Annotated in this window: 15 protein-coding genes; 2 read left to right on the forward strand and 13 right to left on the reverse strand. The window is 63.0% G+C overall.

All coding sequences use genetic code 11. The annotated features are described in order from the left end of the window. Positions 1 to 4: 4 nt before the first annotated feature. From ASE85_RS20230 to ASE85_RS20245, 4 genes are all read right to left on the reverse strand, one after another. Positions 5 to 1,609 (reverse strand): carboxylesterase/lipase family protein, encoded by a 1,605-nt coding sequence (locus tag ASE85_RS20230; RefSeq protein WP_056693033.1) that lies wholly within the window; start codon positions 1,607 to 1,609, stop codon positions 5 to 7. Continuing rightward, entirely contained in the window at positions 1,609 to 2,589 is a 981-nt protein-coding gene (locus ASE85_RS20235) for an alpha/beta hydrolase (RefSeq protein ID WP_056693036.1), read from the reverse strand. Before ASE85_RS20235 ends, ASE85_RS20230 begins: the two co-directional genes overlap by 1 nt. Before the next feature lie 256 nt (positions 2,590 to 2,845). Next, positions 2,846 to 3,502, reverse strand: a complete 657-nt coding sequence (locus tag ASE85_RS20240; RefSeq protein WP_082462946.1) for a TetR family transcriptional regulator — start codon at positions 3,500 to 3,502, stop codon at positions 2,846 to 2,848. Positions 3,503 to 3,796: 294 nt separating this feature from the next. Then, positions 3,797 to 4,669 carry a Rossmann-like and DUF2520 domain-containing protein gene (locus tag ASE85_RS20245; RefSeq protein ID WP_056693040.1) on the reverse strand — a complete coding sequence of 291 codons (873 nt, stop codon included), beginning with the start codon at positions 4,667 to 4,669 and terminating at the stop codon, positions 3,797 to 3,799. A 95-nt stretch (positions 4,670 to 4,764) separates the two neighbouring features. Here ASE85_RS20245 and ASE85_RS20250 point away from each other — a divergent pair, with 95 nt between their 5' ends. Beyond that, on the forward strand, positions 4,765 to 5,403 hold the full coding sequence (locus tag ASE85_RS20250) for a hypothetical protein (RefSeq protein WP_056693043.1): 639 nt from the start codon (positions 4,765 to 4,767) through the stop codon (positions 5,401 to 5,403). Positions 5,404 to 5,425: 22 nt separating this feature from the next. Here ASE85_RS20250 and ASE85_RS20255 read toward each other — a convergent pair whose 3' ends face one another. Genes ASE85_RS20255 through alr form a run of 3 tightly spaced genes read right to left on the reverse strand, consistent with a single transcriptional unit; the run spans position 5,426 to position 8,155 of the window. Next, positions 5,426 to 5,770, reverse strand: a complete 345-nt coding sequence (locus ASE85_RS20255; protein WP_056693046.1) for a RidA family protein — start codon at positions 5,768 to 5,770, stop codon at positions 5,426 to 5,428. Positions 5,771 to 5,786: 16 nt separating this feature from the next. Continuing rightward, positions 5,787 to 7,043, reverse strand: a complete 1,257-nt coding sequence (locus tag ASE85_RS20260) for a D-amino acid dehydrogenase (RefSeq protein WP_056693049.1) — start codon at positions 7,041 to 7,043, stop codon at positions 5,787 to 5,789. Continuing rightward, entirely contained in the window at positions 7,040 to 8,155 is a 1,116-nt protein-coding gene (gene alr / locus ASE85_RS20265; protein WP_056693152.1) for an alanine racemase, read from the reverse strand. Before alr ends, ASE85_RS20260 begins: the two co-directional genes overlap by 4 nt. Positions 8,156 to 8,276: 121 nt before the next feature. Between alr and ASE85_RS20270 the strand changes: the two genes are divergently transcribed. After that, positions 8,277 to 8,741 (forward strand): Lrp/AsnC family transcriptional regulator, encoded by a 465-nt coding sequence (locus ASE85_RS20270; protein ID WP_056693052.1) that lies wholly within the window; start codon positions 8,277 to 8,279, stop codon positions 8,739 to 8,741. Between the two features lie 291 nt (positions 8,742 to 9,032). On the opposite strand, the gene ASE85_RS20275 is transcribed toward ASE85_RS20270, so the two are convergent. From ASE85_RS20275 to ASE85_RS20300, 6 genes are all read right to left on the reverse strand, one after another. Continuing rightward, entirely contained in the window at positions 9,033 to 10,031 is a 999-nt protein-coding gene (locus tag ASE85_RS20275; protein WP_056693055.1) for a 4-hydroxyproline epimerase, read from the reverse strand. 12 nt (positions 10,032 to 10,043) lie between these two features. After that, positions 10,044 to 10,958, reverse strand: a complete 915-nt coding sequence (locus tag ASE85_RS20280) for a dihydrodipicolinate synthase family protein (protein ID WP_056693058.1) — start codon at positions 10,956 to 10,958, stop codon at positions 10,044 to 10,046. Between the two features lie 89 nt (positions 10,959 to 11,047). Beyond that, positions 11,048 to 11,446, reverse strand: a complete 399-nt coding sequence (locus ASE85_RS20285; protein ID WP_156358441.1) for a hypothetical protein — start codon at positions 11,444 to 11,446, stop codon at positions 11,048 to 11,050. A 28-nt stretch (positions 11,447 to 11,474) separates the two neighbouring features. Next, complete coding sequence (locus tag ASE85_RS20290; protein ID WP_056693062.1) at positions 11,475 to 12,014, reverse strand: hypothetical protein; 540 nt, start codon at positions 12,012 to 12,014, stop codon at positions 11,475 to 11,477. Then, on the reverse strand, positions 12,011 to 12,580 hold the full coding sequence (locus ASE85_RS20295) for a hypothetical protein (RefSeq protein ID WP_156358442.1): 570 nt from the start codon (positions 12,578 to 12,580) through the stop codon (positions 12,011 to 12,013). Before ASE85_RS20295 ends, ASE85_RS20290 begins: the two co-directional genes overlap by 4 nt. Before the next feature lie 79 nt (positions 12,581 to 12,659). Continuing rightward, positions 12,660 to 15,386, reverse strand: coding sequence for a TonB-dependent receptor (locus tag ASE85_RS20300; RefSeq protein WP_082462947.1), 2,727 nt, complete (start codon positions 15,384 to 15,386; stop codon positions 12,660 to 12,662). Positions 15,387 to 15,554 lie beyond the last annotated feature (168 nt).

Consider the following 15,554-nt stretch of genomic DNA (forward strand, 5'->3'; position numbering starts at 1 on the left):
ACGTTCAATCCCTGATCCGAGGCTTGTCGGTCGGCGGTGGCGCGTCCCCGAACAACGACCAGTCGGCAAAATGCGGCCATGGAATCGGGCTGCGGGTTTCGCCCAGTTGCAGGACCACCGGCTTGCGCGGTGTAAAGGCGGGCCAGTTCGCGTTCGGCTTGCCGCTGCGGGCAAAGGCGACCAGATGATCCATCATCTCGCCCGACAATGCCTGATCCACCGGAGTCCAGTCACGGGTGGTGCGGAACAGGTTGAGGCTGTCCAGCGTCCCCAGCCAATAGGGGATGTCGGCACTATGATAAGCCCCCACCGTTGCGGGATCATGATCGGCGAAGGGCACGCCGGGGCGATAGGGATGGACGCGCGTGAAGAAATAGGCGCGCACCGGCGCCTTGCCGGTAGCGCTTTGCGCCAGCGCCCATTGCGCCATCTGCGCATTGAGGGTGGAATCGCGCTCGATATCGCGCGCCCGCCGCCGTGCTTCCTCCACCGTGCCGGCGGGATAGCGTTTCAGGATCGCCTCAGCCTTATCCGGGAAGGCGCGGCGCACGGCCGCTTCATAGTCAGCGGCAGACGAAATGGGGCCAAGCGAACGGAAACTTTCGTCGCGGGTGAAGCCCAGCAGCAACGGCACGTCATTCTGCCGCCCGGCGGCGAAGGCAGCGGCCGGGGTCTGGACCACCACATCGCCGTCGATCACGATCGGGCGGCGGCGCACCGGCGCGGCGAGCGCGATCAGCTTGTCGGCGGGCATGTCGCGCATCTGTTCGATCGACTGGACGGCCAGAGCTTTCTGCACGGCCAGCCCTTCAACCTCGGCCTCCTTGAGCGGGGCTGGCGTTCCGATGCCGCCGAATGCGCCGCCGCTCATGCCGACCGCGCGCTGGAACAGACCCTTCGTCGTGGGGCTGGCTTGTAGCAGGGATACGGACATCGACCCGGCCGACTGGCCGGCGATCGTGACATTGGCCGGATTGCCGCCGAAACCGACGATATTGGACTTGATCCAGCGCAGCGCCGCGACCTGATCCTTCAGTCCATAATTGCCCGACTTGCCGCCATTTTCGGCACTGAGTTCAGGATGCGCGAGGAATCCCAACGGCCCGACGCGATAGGCGATGGCGACATAGACGACGCCCATGGCCGCCAGTGCCTCTCCCGCATAATTGGCCATGGAGGCAGAGCCGATGTTGAAGCCGCCGCCATAGATCCAGGTCACGACCGGATAGCCGCCCGCCGGTGCGGGTCCGGGCGGCGCCCAGATATTAAGGTAGAGGCAATCCTCGCTGGTCGGCTCTTCCCCGAAATAATGGTTCAGATTGCGAGCGCGCAGCGGCTGGATACATTCGGGCGCGGGGCGATCGGCATGCCAGACGCCATCCCAGCGCGCATGCGGCTGCGGATCGCGCCAGCGCAGGTCGCGCACCGGCGGCGCGGCGAAAGGTACGCCCAGCCAGGCGCGTACACCCGATGGCAGCGTCTTGCCATCGACCAGACCCGCATCGGTACGCACCGGATCACCGCCCGATTGCGCGACGATCTGCGCCGGTGCGGCCGATGAGAGTAGCAGGCTCAGGACCAAGCCGGGCGCCAGCAGCAGCCGGCGCATTATTTGTCGCCCTTGAGCTGCGTGTCGAAGAAGCGGAAGGTCAGGTCCAGCGCGCGGAGGGACGCATCGCGGGTCGCAGCGGCATCGGCACCGATCCAGCTATGGCCGACGCCGTTGATGATCTCCAGCGTGACCGGAACGCCGGCAGCCTTCAATGCGGCGGCGAGCTGGCGCGACTGGTCGGCCGGCACCACCTTGTCGTCCGTGCCGTGGATCAGCAGCATTGGCGGATCTTTCGCATCGACATGGGCGGCGGGGCTGGCGGCCTTGATACGATCGGCCGGGCAATCGGGCTTCACGCAGTCGAGATAGGCATTTTCCGCACCGGCAATCGCCTGCGGCATGGTCGCGAAATCATAGACGCCATACCAGCCGACCCCGGCCTGTACGCAATCGCTCTGGCCCGCATTGCTCTTGTCGTCGCCGGACGGGGCGCTGCCGCATTGCAGTGCCGCCAGCGCAGCCAATTGCCCGCCGGCCGATCCGCCCCAGACCGCGACATGGCTGCCATCCAGGCCGAAGCGCGCGGCATTGGCGCGCAGATAGCGGATGGCGGTACGGACATCGTCGATCGCGGCCGGGAAAGGCGCTTCCTTCGACAGCCGATATTCGAGCGAGGCGACGACATACCCCCGTGCCGACAGGTCGGCCAGCACAGCGGTAAAGTCGCTGAAAGCGCCCGACTGGCGGGTATGCCCGTTCGCCCAGCCGCCGCCATGGATATAGATGACCAGCGGCAGCGGCTTGCCCTGCCGCGCCGGACGGTAGAGGTCGAGAATGATCGGCCGATAGCCCGAAATGGTCGAATAGGCGATGTCGGCATCGACCGTGACGCCGTTCGCCAGCGTCAGGATGCGGTCGGGCATCGGATCGCCCAGCGCAGGTTCAGGAGATGTTGCCGGCGATGCCGGCTGGGCATGGGCCGGCATGGCGGTCGTGAGCAACGCCAGACCCAAAGATAGCGTGATCCGCTTGCGCATAATCCTCTCCCGTTCGCGATTCTTGTGCTAACTATTTCGTACACTGATAACATCGGAGATGCGCAAGGCAAGCCCGATGATGTGTGTCAGTAAAACACGTGGTTGCGGGCAGCCGCAAACCATGTCCCTCAACCAACGTCATCCTGAACTTGTTTCGGCATCCATCTATCCCGACGAGTGGACGCTGCATGGCAATGCGATGGATCCTGAAACAAGTTCAGGATGACGGGTCTTCAAGAGAGTTGCCGCCCGTCCTTCAGGCGCGGCACCAGCTTTCGACGATATCGATCACATTGCCCCGTCGCCGCGCCAATATCTTGGGCGCCGTCACATCCCGTTCGAAACCATAAGAAACGGTATAGCGGTTGGAGACATTGTAGAAGCAAAGCGCGCTGATCGTCATATGCAGTTCCAGCGGGTCGATCCCCTCGCGGAAATGGCCGCTGGCGATGCCGCGCGCCAATATGTTGCGCAACTGCTCCACCACCTTGCGATTGCGTTCACGGATGCCGGGAATCTCCCCGATATGCGCGCCGCGCAGGATATTCTCGTTCATCACCAACCGGACGAATTCGGGATGCTGGTGGTGATAGTCGAAGGTCGCGCCGACCACGTCGCGCAACGCTGCGTCAGGGGCCAGGTCGCTACGGGTATTGTCCGCGTCAATCTCGCGCACCGCCGTATAGGCGCGTTCCAGCACGGCGCGGTACAGCCCTTCCTTGCTGCCGAAATAATAATAGATCATCCGCTTGGACGCATCGGTCCGTTCCGCGATCTCGTCGATGCGCGCGCCGCTCAACCCCTTGTCGGCGAATTCCAGCGTGGCGACGTCCAATATGTTGAGGCGGGTTTCCTCCGCCTCGCCGGCCCGTCCACTCGCCTTATTCTGTAAATTCGTCGGCGATCTGGCCACGCATCCATCCTTCTCTGTCTATCCCCGGCATAGCTTGCCAGCGCCGCGCCATACAAGAGAGGATGCACGGGAGAAGGCAAGGTGGCGCGCGCCCTAGAGCATCGTGCGGAAAAGTGGGAACCGGTTTTTCGCTTAAAAAGATGCGAAAACAAAAAACCAGAGCGCGCGACCTGCATCGGATTTAACGCAGCGCGCCCTAGAATGCAGGGCGTGGTCATGCATCAGAAGCGGACGCGATATGGATTGTGATTTGCTCATATCAGCCAGTACGCAAAAGCGGGTCGAGGCATGCGATCAGTCGAGCATGGTTCGCAACACCGTAGGGACCGCCCCGCCATGCTGCTCCAGCGCATCCAGCGTCGCACCCGCCATCGCCCGATAAGCCGGCAGAAGTTGCGGCTGATCGGCAGCAAGCGCCGTCAGGTGCCGCCCGATACTCTCCGCATCGCCGCGCAGCAACGGACCAGACAGCGCCGCCATGCCGCGATCCAGGCTGTTGTCCAGCGCAGCACGGACCAGAGGGCCGAGCAACGCCGCCGGATCGGCAACCCCCGCCGCCGCCAGCGCATCGCGCGATCCGGCGATCAAAGTAACCAGATGATTGGCCGCATGGCAGAGCGCGGCATGATACAGCGCCCGCTGTCTCTCCCCCACCTGCTCCGCCAGGCCGCCGAGCCGGGCGACCATATCCCGCGCCGCCGCCACAGCTTCGCCATTGTCGGCGGTGATGACGAAGGTAGCACCAACCATGCGAGCGACCTCCTGCACCGGGTCTCCGGTAAAGGTCATGGCCGGATGCACCGCTGCGGTCAGCGCACCATGCTGCTGCAACGGCGCCAACAAGGCCGCACCACTACGCCCGCTCAGATGCAGGATGAACGGAGCAGCGCTATCGGCCATGCAGGCGGCAAGATCCGCAACAACAGGCGCAATGGCATCGTCCGACACCGCGATCAGGATCAGGTCGCACTTGCGCGCAACCATCGCCATGTCGGATACGGCCTGACAGCCGACGGTGGCCGCGACCAGCGCTGCGCGCCGAACGGGGTCACGGCCCCAGATCAGCAAGGGCGAAACCGAATAGCGGGCCAGAGCCAGCGCCATCGCACCAGCGACGCGACCGGTGCCAATGATGCCGATCCGGTGACAAGGGGGTAAGCCAGTCATCGCAGTGGCGTAACCGCTCGCCCGCCCAAGTGCCAGCACCGCGTTAACGACGTCTCATAAGGGGATAGGCAGGATTATGGGGTTAGCCTGTCCCCATGCGCACCCTCCTTCTCGCCGCCGTCGCGATCGCCCTCAGCCCGGCATCAGCCTTTGCGGCGGATGTGCCCCTCTCTCCCATCGGCCTGCCATTCAGCCCCGGCGCACCCAGGCCGGTGGCGCCGGACCACCCGCTCTATCACCGCATCGCACTCGACCCGGTGGCGGATATGCCCGGCGTGGTCGGCACCTCCGCCACCGCCGGAATCATGGGCGCAGCCAAGCGCAGCAGTTTCGAGAAGGCCCTGCGCGAGACGCTCGACAAGCTGAACCTGCTCGCGCCCAGCGAGGCGGAAGCAAAGGCGCGGCTGTCGCCCCGCTGGATCAGCATGGATGCCCCGTTCAGAATCTCCTTCTCCAGCGACGCGACGGTCCGCATGGGATGGAGCCTGACGCGCATCGACAATGGCCAGCGCCTGTTCGACCGGGAGATTGCGACGACCGCGGAATCGAAAGGCGGCAGCGGTAGTGAGCGCGCAATCGGCGTCGGCCGCGTCGCGCTGATGACCAACATCGCATCGGCCATGCGCTGCATCGACCTCGCCGCCTTTGGGCAGGCGCCGCAGGATTGCGCGCTGACGCCCGGCTTCACCTACCACGCGCCGACCTATAAGTTCCTGTTCGTGCCGGCACGCTAAATCGCGCGACGGCACCGTCCGGTCAGGCGCGGGCCGCTATGATGATGATCTCCACCTTGTAATCCTGCGTCGCCAACCTGGCTTCGCCCGTCGCGCGGGTCGGCGCGGGCACGTCGGCGATCCAGCCGTCCCAGACGGCGTTCATTTCCTCGAAGTCCGCCATGTCCGCCAGCCAGATGGTCGCGCGCAGGATATGCGCCTTGCTGCTGCCGGCCAGACCCAGCAGCCGCTCGATCTCCTCCAGCGCGCTCTTCGTCTGCGCGGTGACGCTCTCGCCTTCCCCTACTTGCCCTGCCAGATAGACGGTATCGCCATGGATGACCACTTCGCTCATGCGCGGGCCGGTTTCGATGCGGGTGATGGTCATGCTGTCTCCCTGTGTATCAGTTGCGATAACGCGACAAGGCCAGATCGTCGCTCTCGATCGCTGGCTCCCTGCCGCTGATGATATCGGCGATGACATGGCCCGATCCGCAGGCCATGGTCCAGCCCAGCGTGCCATGGCCGGTGTTCAGGAACAGATTGTCGATCTTCGTCGCGCCGATCACCGGCGTCGAATCCGGCGTCATCGGCCGCAGTCCGCTCCAGAAGGTCGCGCGCGACAGATCACCCGCGCCGGGGAAGAGCGTACCGACACTATGGTCCAGCGTGTTGTGACGCGCCTGCGGCAGATCATTGGTATAGCCCGACAGCTCCGCCATGCCGCCGACCCGGATGCGGTCCCCAAGCCGGGTGATCGCCACCTTGTAGCTTTCGTCCAGCAGGGTCGACACCGGCGCGCGCTCTTCTTCCACGATCGGCACGGTGATCGAATAGCCCTTCACCGGATAGACCGGCAGGCGCAGGCCGAGCGGCGCGACCACCAGCGGCGAATAGCTGCCCATGGCGACCAGATAGGCGTCGCCGCTCACCGGGCCTTCCGCCGTATCGACATGGGCGATGCGACCGCCCTGCGTCGCAAGACCGCGAATAGTGCGCCCCATCAGGAACTGCACGCCGCGCGCCTTCGCCATCTCCGCCAGCGCATTGGTGAATTTGAAACAGTCGCCCGTCTCGTCATGGGGCAGGCGCAGGCCACCGACGATCGACGCCTCGCTGGCCGCCAGTCCCGGTTCGGCGGCCAGGCATCCGGCGCGGTCCAGCACCTCGAACGGCACATTATCGGCGCGCAGCACCTCGATATCCTTGGCGATGCCGTCCATCTGCTTGTGCTCGCGAAACAACTGCAACGTGCCACGACTGCGCTCGTCATAGCTTATACCGGTCGCCTCACGCAGCGCGATCAGCCGGTCGCGACTATGTTCGGCCAGCCGCACCATCCGCCCCTTGTTGATGCGATAGTCGGTGGCGTTGCAATTGCCCAGCATCGCCACCAGCCAGCGCAGCATCGCCATGTCGACCTTTGGCCGCAGGATCAGCGGCGCATGCTGCATGAACAGCCAGCGCAGCGCCTTGGCCGGAATGCCCGGCCCTGCCCAGGGGGAGGCATAGCCCGGCGAAATCTCGCCCGCATTGGCGAAGCTGGTTTCCTGCGCCACGCCGCTCTGGCGATCGACCACGACCACCTCATGCCCGGCTTCGGCCAGATACCATGCGGATGTGACGCCGATCACGCCGCCGCCCAATATGACGATCTTCATGGCTCGATGCTCTCCAAAATCGCGGGCAGATAGGTGCGTTCATATCGGCTGCCGAGACGGGTCAATATTTCATAGCTGATGGTGCCGGCCTGCGCGGCAACATCGTCGATCGTCTGGTGCGGGCCGAGCAGTTCGACCGGCGCACCGGGATAAAGCAGGTCTTCGGGCAGGTCGGTGACGTCGATCGCCATGCTGTCCATCGACACCCGACCGATGACGGGAACGCGGATGCCACCGATATAGACGCTGCCCCGGCCGCTGACATGGCGCGGCCAGCCATCGGCATAGCCGACCGAGACGGTGGCGACATGCGTCGGCCGCTCGCAGCGATGGGTCAGGCCATATCCCACGCCTGCGCCGGCCGGCACCTGCCGCAACTGCATGATATAGGCGTCGAGCGCGACCACGGCCGCCATCGGATTAGGGCCATCATGCGGCGCACCGCCATAAAGCGCGATGCCGGCGCGCACGATATCGCCATGCCGTACATCCGGCGCCATCGCCCCGCCCGAATTGTCGATCGAACGCGGCACGCCTGGGAATTGCGCCGCAATGCTGTCGAACAGGGATCGCTGGTCCGCGTTGGTCTGGTCCGATGGATCGTCCGCGCAGGCCAGATGAGTCATGACCAGCCGGATATCGACCCCGTCCAGCCTTTCAGGCTCGTCCCGCAGGATCGCCAGTTCGTCGGGCGTCAGGCCAAGGCGGGACATGCCGGTATCGACCTGCACCACGGCCGGCAGGCTGCGCTTCAGTTCGCGCGCCAGAGCTGCCCAGCGATCGATCTGCGCCAGCGCGTTGAGCACCGGCACCGCCCCGATTCCCGCGCATGCCGCCTCTGCGCCGGGACGCAGGCCATTGAGCACATACAGGGTGGCATCCTGTGGCATGTGGGGCTTCAGCTCGACCGCTTCGCACAGATGGGCGACGAAGAAGTGGCGGCATCCCGCGTCCAGCAATGCCCGCGACACCGGCACCGCGCCAAGCCCGTAGGCATCCGCCTTGACCACGCCGGCCACCTGCGCGGGGGCGACCCGCTGCGCAATCAGGCGATAATTGGCCACCAAGGCGCCCAGGTCGATGCGCAGGTCAGCCGCCGTTCCACATTCCATCGCCATCCCCTTCCGATAACCATCAGGCTATCCGACGTTTCTACGAATAGGCTACCGAAATACGCGACTTTATTCGAACATATCGGCATATGAGACGGTATATTTCAAGAGAATCGCACAAATGACCAATAGCCTCGACAATGCCGATCGCGCGATTCTGCGCCTGCTCAAACTCAACGCCCGCCGTTCCAATGCAGAGATCGCGGCAGCGATCGGCCTGTCGCCCTCCGCCTGCCACCGACGGATCCGACAGCTGGAAGCGGAAGGCTATATTCGCGGTTATACGCTGGTAACCGGCGGGCGCGAAGAGGGCATGATCGTCAATGTTCTGGTGCAGGTCACGCTGGAACGCCAGACGGAAGATTATCTGTCCCGCTTCGAACATGCGGTGCGACAATGCCCCGAAGTGCGCGAATGTTTCCTGATGACCGGCGCGGTCGATTACTGGCTGCGGGTGGAGGTGGACAGCGTGGACGCCTATGAACGCATTCATGGCGAGATATTGTCCCGCCTGCCCGGCGTGACCCGGATCAACAGCAATATCGCGATGCGCGACGGCCTGCGCCCCCGGCGCGGCAAGGGGTAAAGCATTTTGAAGCTATCTGGAACAGAAGCCGGTTCGCAAAATGCGCAAAACAAAAGAATCCTGGGGCCGTTCGACATTCAGAAGATGGCGAGCCGAGCCGCAGGCCACCGCAGGTAAAATGGTGTTTTTTACGTGACCCGGAGCGCAGCCTACTCAAAGTAGGTGAGCACCGGAAGCACGGAAAAGCGCCATTTGCAGGCCGTCAGAACTGAATGTCGATCGGCCCTGGGGCATGATGCGGTTCAATCTAATCACACCATGCCCTAGGCGGGGGACCACGCCCCCGCCGGATCACTTCACCTGGAAACCCGACCAGAAGCTGTCGGCCTGGTCGATCCAGATGGTGTTGAAGCCGGTTGCGATCGCCGATCCCTCGATCGACGGGATGATCGCGGCTTCCCCACCCAGTTCGACCGCTTGCTCGACCCGGCCGATGAAGCGGCTGCCGATATAGCTTTCATGGACGAAACGGTCGCCCACGCTCAGCCGGCCGGACGCGGCCAGATGCGCCAGCCGCGCCGACGTGCCGGTGCCGCAGGGGCTCCGGTCGATCGCCTTGTCGCCGTAGAAGACGGCGTTGCGGCCATCGGCGCCTTCGCCACGGGGCTTGTCGGCCCAGAGGATATGGCTGACCCCCCGGATCGTCGGATCGAGCGGATGCACCGGTTCGTACTTCTCCCGGATCGCCTCGCGGATGCGCCCGCTGAGTTCGATCAGGCGTGCTGCCCCCATATCGTCGAGGCCGGTATATTGGCCCTGCGGTTCGATGATCGCATAATAATTGCCGCCATAGGACACGTCGACGCTGAGCGGGCCTATGCCCTCCACATCGACCGCGATCCCCTTCGCCGCGACATAGGCGGGGACGTTGGTGATGCGCACCGCCGTCACTTTCTGCCCCTCCGTCTCATAGGCGATATCGATCACGCCGGCGGGCACCTCGACCTTCAGCCGACCCGGCGTCGTCGGCACGATCAGCCCATGCTCCAGGCCGAAGGTGATGATGCCGATCGTACCATGGCCGCACATGGGCAGGCAGCCGCTGGTTTCGATGAACAATATGCCGATATCGGCATCGGGCAGGGTCGGCGGATAGAGGAAGCCGCCCGACATCATGTCATGCCCGCGCGGCTCGAAGCACAGGCCGGTGCGGATCCAGTCGAAGCGGGTCAGGAAATCCTGCCGCCGTTCCGACATGGATGCGCCCTTGAGCAGCGGCGCCCCGCCCGCGACGAGGCGGACGGGGTTCCCGGCCGTATGGCCGTCGATGCAGAAGAAAGTGTGACGCATCGCCGCTCCCTATCAGGCCGCCGCGGCGACCGACAGGTCCGGGCGCGTCGCAGCGGCCTTTTCCACCATGGCGATCACCTGCGCACGCCGTTCGCCCTGCAACACGTAGCGCGGCGGCAGCACGCGCTCCGACCCGCGACCCATGACCTGCTCGGCCAGCTTGATCGACTGGACCAGATCATGGTCGGCATCCAGATGCAGCAAGGGCATGAACCAGCGATAGATTTCCATCGCCTTGGCATGGTCGCCCCGCTCGAAAGCGCGGACCAGTTCGACCGATTCCTTGGGGAAGGCGTTGGTGAGGCCCGATACCCAGCCCTGGGCACCCAGATACAGGCCTTCCAGCGCGACGTCGTCCAGACCCGCGAACAGCGTGTAGCGATCGCCGAACGCGTTGCGGAAATCGGTGAAGCGGCGGGTATCGGGCGCCGATTCCTTGACCGCGACGATATTCTTGACGTCGATCAGGGCGGTCAGAACCTCCAGATCAATGACGGTGCGATAGGCGGGCGGATTGTTATAGAGCATGATCGGCAGACCGGTCTGGTCAGCGACGCCCTTGAAATGGTTGACCAGTTCATGCGCCTTGGTGACATAGACCATAGGCGGCAGCAGCATCAGGCCATCGGCGCCGGTCTTTTCGGCGGCCTGCGCGTAGCGCACGGCACGGCGCGTATCATATTCCGACACGCCGGTAATCACCGGCACGCGACCGTCCACGACTTCGACGATGGCGGAAAGGACGCTGACCTTCTCTTCATAGTCCAGCGAGTTGTTCTCACCCACCGTACCCAGCGCAATCACGCCGGTAACGCCGTCCTTGACCAGTTCGTCGACCACGCGCTGCGTGTCGGCGAGGTCGATCGACAGATCTTCACGCAACTGCGTGGTGACTGCCGGGAACACGCCCTTCCAACCAATTGCCATATTCGTTCTTCCTGCCTTTTCGCGATTAATCTAAATATCGTATACGATATTACGTTGAAGCTTGCAACGGACTTTTTGCGCTGCGGCAATCATTTGTTACCGCTAGCATCCGGCACCGGATCATCGACGTCCCCGGCAAAGGGCATCAGATGGTCGATCACGCAGATCGGTCCGGGAATTGTATTGGGCAGCATGACCGCACGCACCTTGTCACCCTCGCAATAGCCCGCGCCGGTCGTCTCCACGGCCGCCGTGGCAAAGGGGGTCAGACCGGGACAGAAGCCACCCTTGAAGACTGCGATATAGGATTGCTTCCGGTCGGGCTGCCCCCGGAAATAGAGACGGCCATCATCGCGCACCACAGGGGCGGCGACCCGGCTTTGCACGACGCAGCGCCGGTCGGGCACCGCTTCACCGGCCGTGGCGACCGATATAGTGGCCAAACCGATACCCAGTAAAAACAGGGCGGTGATTCCGGATCGCGTCATGATGTCGTCCTTTCCTGCCTTGCCCCGATCAATCATCGGGCAATGTCACGGTCACGGCCAGCGCGCCGCTGTTGCCGGCGAAGCCGACATCGTTGAACCCCATCACCAATCCGGCGGCCTGATCCGGGATCGTGACCCGCGCGCCCTTCCCCACCGCAAAGGGGCGCCCCATCAACACGCCCTGCGCATCGACAAAGGCCGCCATCAGCGCATGGCGATGATTGGGGTAGAGGATCTTGGGCGCATAAAGGCTGGGATAATATTTGCCGCCCTCGCCCGGCTGGTCATCGACCGCCTTATCCTCCAGCCCCTCTGGCCCGACATCCTGCCCGTCGACCTTTGTCGTCGCGCCATCGGCCACCATGATCGCGATCTTTTCGGCGGTGTCGTTGACGAAGCCACCGACCATGGCGGGCGGCAACTCGTCGCCCTTGCCATAACGCATCTTCTTGTTGGCCTTGTTCAGCCAGGGGCCGGACCGCGCATCGACGCTGAGGCTGACCTCCCTGGCCGCCACCGGGCCGGCGGCCATGAACAGGGCGGTCGCCAGCAACAGGCATTTCATCATTGCGCCTCCTTATCCTCCACGATCACGCGGGCTTCGGGAATGTCGACCGTCACCGACAGGCTACCACCATTGTCCGCATAAATATCGTCATTGACGCCCAGCGAAATGCCCATCGCCCCGGCCGGCACGCTCTGCACAGCCTCGCGTCCGACCAGGAAGGGCGTGCCGACGACCCGTCCGTCCGCGTCGATAAAAGCGCCGACCAGCGCGTTCAGCTTTATCGGCCGGGTCGCCCGGTCGATATAATGGCCGGGAAAGACGACGCCCGAATTGCCGATATTGTCGTCGGCCACGAAATCCGCCTGCCCGTCCGGTCCGATGGCAATGCCGCCCGGAATCGTTGTCGTTTCGCCGGTCGCGGAAAAGCGGATCTTCGCGCCCTCGAACAAATGCTGGCCCGCGATCATCACCGGGCGGCTGCCATCGCGGCGGCCGAAGCTCATCTTGCCATTGACGCCGGGGTTCCACGGCATCGCGGTCGCCGGCACCGTGACCGCGACCTCCTTCGCCTGCACCTGACCCGTCATCATGACGGTCAGCGCCAACACTATCGGGACTGCACGCACACCCTTGTCCTTCCAGGAAAAAACGGCCGTGACGACTATTCGCCACGACCGCCTGTATCTGTCTAGCTACGCATCAGGGTCAGAAGCGGAAGCGGACGCTGCCCTGCACCGTCCGCGCCAATGTACGAACACCCAGCGGCAGCAGATTATCGCTCCCATGATAGCGGAACACGTCGCTGCCCAGGATGTTCGTTGCCTCCAGCGACAAGGTCATGAACTTGACCGGGGTAAAGTTGACGGCCGCATCCAGCCGTTCCGTCGCGTCATTATAAGGCGAGTAGGTGGCGTCATGATCATTGCCGCTATTGGGATCGAGCCAGACGCCGTTGCGATAGGAGGAGCGGTAATTATAGGCGACACGGGCGCTGAATTTGGGCGTGTCGTAGAACAGCTCCATATTGGCGGTCCATTTCGACGTGTTCGGGGAATCGAACTCGCCAGGAAAGTCCTCCTGATCGTCATATTCGATGCGCGCCTTGAACATGTGCGATCCGTTCACCTTCACGCCGAAATTGCGCAGGGCACCCGGCAGGAAGTCGAAGAAGGTCTGAAACGTGCCTTCGATGCCTGTAAAGGTGCCGTCGCCCACATTGCGCAACTGTTCGATATAGCCGGAAGGAGCATTGACGCCGTACAGCGCCAATTCCGCCGCCGTCACCAACTCACGGCTGTAGAAGAGCGAGCCGGTCGTCTTCTTGTGATAGCCGGCCAGCGAAATCTGACCGCCCCGTCCAAAATAATATTCGGCGCTGATGTCGAACGCCTGATCGCGTTGCGCCTTGAGGTCCGGGTTACCGGCGAAAATGATCGGCGGATTGGCGCGCGTCTCGGCAAAATAGAAGGGACGCGAGTCGTAGAAGCTGGGGCGCTGGACATTGGTGCTATAGGCCAGACGCAACTGCATCTTGGGCGTGAAGTGAATGATCGCCGTCGCGCTGGGCAGCACATCATAATAATTGCCGCTGCCAGGCGATTCCTGAACGATGTCCTGGAACCCGTTGGTCACATCGCCCGGACGGTAGTTGAAGCTGGTCGAATTGCCCCATGTATTGGTGTAGCGCACACCGGCCACGCCATCGACGGGGATGTTCCCCAGCTTGAAACCCCAGTTGAACTGGGCATAGGCGGCAAAATTCTTTTCGTCGGAGCTGAAGGTCTGGCCGCGGTCGCTGTTCGGATAGACGGTCGAGAAGGTCGTGGCGTTGCCGGGATCATATTGCTGGATGAAGGCGCGAATGTCGTCGATATTCGCCAGTAGCGTCGCCCCCGGAATGCGATACCATTCCATGGTGGAGCCGCCAATGTCGGGACCGACCAGCGACGCATCGCCAAAACCGGGGAACAGGCTGAGCGGCGCCGGCGCGCCGTTCACACGTGGGAAGCCGTCACGATAGCCATAATAACGACTGGTCTTGCGCTGATTGTAACGACCGCCGACTTGCAGGCTGCGCAGGAAAGACTCCTCGCTCAGTTTCAGGGTCAGGTCAGCCTGAGCCGCGAACTCCTTGTTCTTCGATCCGCCCCGATTGTCCTGAAAGCGATCGACGCCATAGCTGGACAGGTCGTTCAGATCGACGCCGTTGAAGGTGATCGACGGCACGCCTTTGCTATACAGATCGGATGCGAAATCGACCGTAGCGGAATTGAGGTTGTTGGGGCGCAATATGGTTTCAACGAAATAATTGCCTTCGCTCGACCAGTTATATTGCGCGCTGACGTTCAGTTGGGCGCGGTCATTATGCCAGTGCGCTTCCAGATTGCTGGTGTAGAGGTTCGAATGGATGCTGTTATATTGCGTATCGATGCCTGCCGGGATGCCATTGGGGTTGGTGACGGTCAGGGATTTGACGGTCTTGCCGTCGGGCATCAGGACGATATCGCTGTAATTGGCGGCGAACGGCAAATCCTGCGCATACAGGCGCTCGACCGACCGCTTCTCGCGCGATCCCAGATAGCCGCCCTCCAGCACGAAATCGAGATTGTCGCTGGCCTTCCACTGGAGCACCGCGTTGATGGAGGGCCGCTTCACGCTGCCCTGCTCGATGCCATATTGCGCGCGATAGGGGATGACGATGTTGGAATCGCCAACCTTGGTCGTGAAGGGCGATTCACTGTCGATGAAATTTTCACGATAATTGGTCTTGGTCATCGACGCATTGATCAGGAAGCCAATTTCGCCGATCCCCGTCTCGAAGCGGTTGGCCACCAGCAAACTGCCATAGGGGCTGACCTTTTCGGAAATATCGTCATAGGAGCCACGGACACTGCCCGCGATGGTCCATCCTTTCTTCAGATCGAACGGACGGCGCAGTTCGACATTGACGGTGCCGGCGATGCCGCCTTCCACCTGATCGGCGGAGCGGGTCTTGTAGACGTCGACCGACTTCAGCAGTTCCGCCGGAATATCGGCCAGGTTCAGCGAACGGCCGTCGCCCAGATTGGTGTTGTTGCCGTTCACCGTGGTCTGCACCTCGGACAGGCCGCGGATCGTCACGCCCTGCCCTTGGCCACGCGCGCGGTCGATCTGCACGCCGGTCACGCGGGCGAGCGCTTCGGGGACGTTATTGTCCGGCAACTTACCGGCGTCCTCGGCGACCACCGAGTCCACGATCTGCTTGCTGTTCTGCTTCTTGGTCGATGCCGCCGCGACGCTGCCACGCACGCCGGTGACGATGATGTCAGACTTGGCGGCGGCCGCTTCGTCCGGGGATTGCGGCGCATCCTGCGCCATGGCCGCGACCGACAAGGACGCGAAAGTCAGTGCGGACAGAGCCGCCGACATGTTGAGTACCGTACGAGACTTCATCCACTTTCCCCTTTTCCCCGGCGGATTGCCTGACTTTATATCGTATACCAACTACATTATTTAGTCGGAGTCAAGGCCAATGCAATCTTTCGGCAACAAAGTTGCAAATAGAGCGCAGGCCGCGATCAAATCTTTGAAAAGCAAGAAAAAGGGGCGCTGGTTGCCCGC

Origin of the sequence: Sphingobium sp. Leaf26, from assembly GCF_001421665.1 — a bacterium.
In the GTDB taxonomy this organism is placed as follows: domain Bacteria; phylum Pseudomonadota; class Alphaproteobacteria; order Sphingomonadales; family Sphingomonadaceae; genus Sphingobium.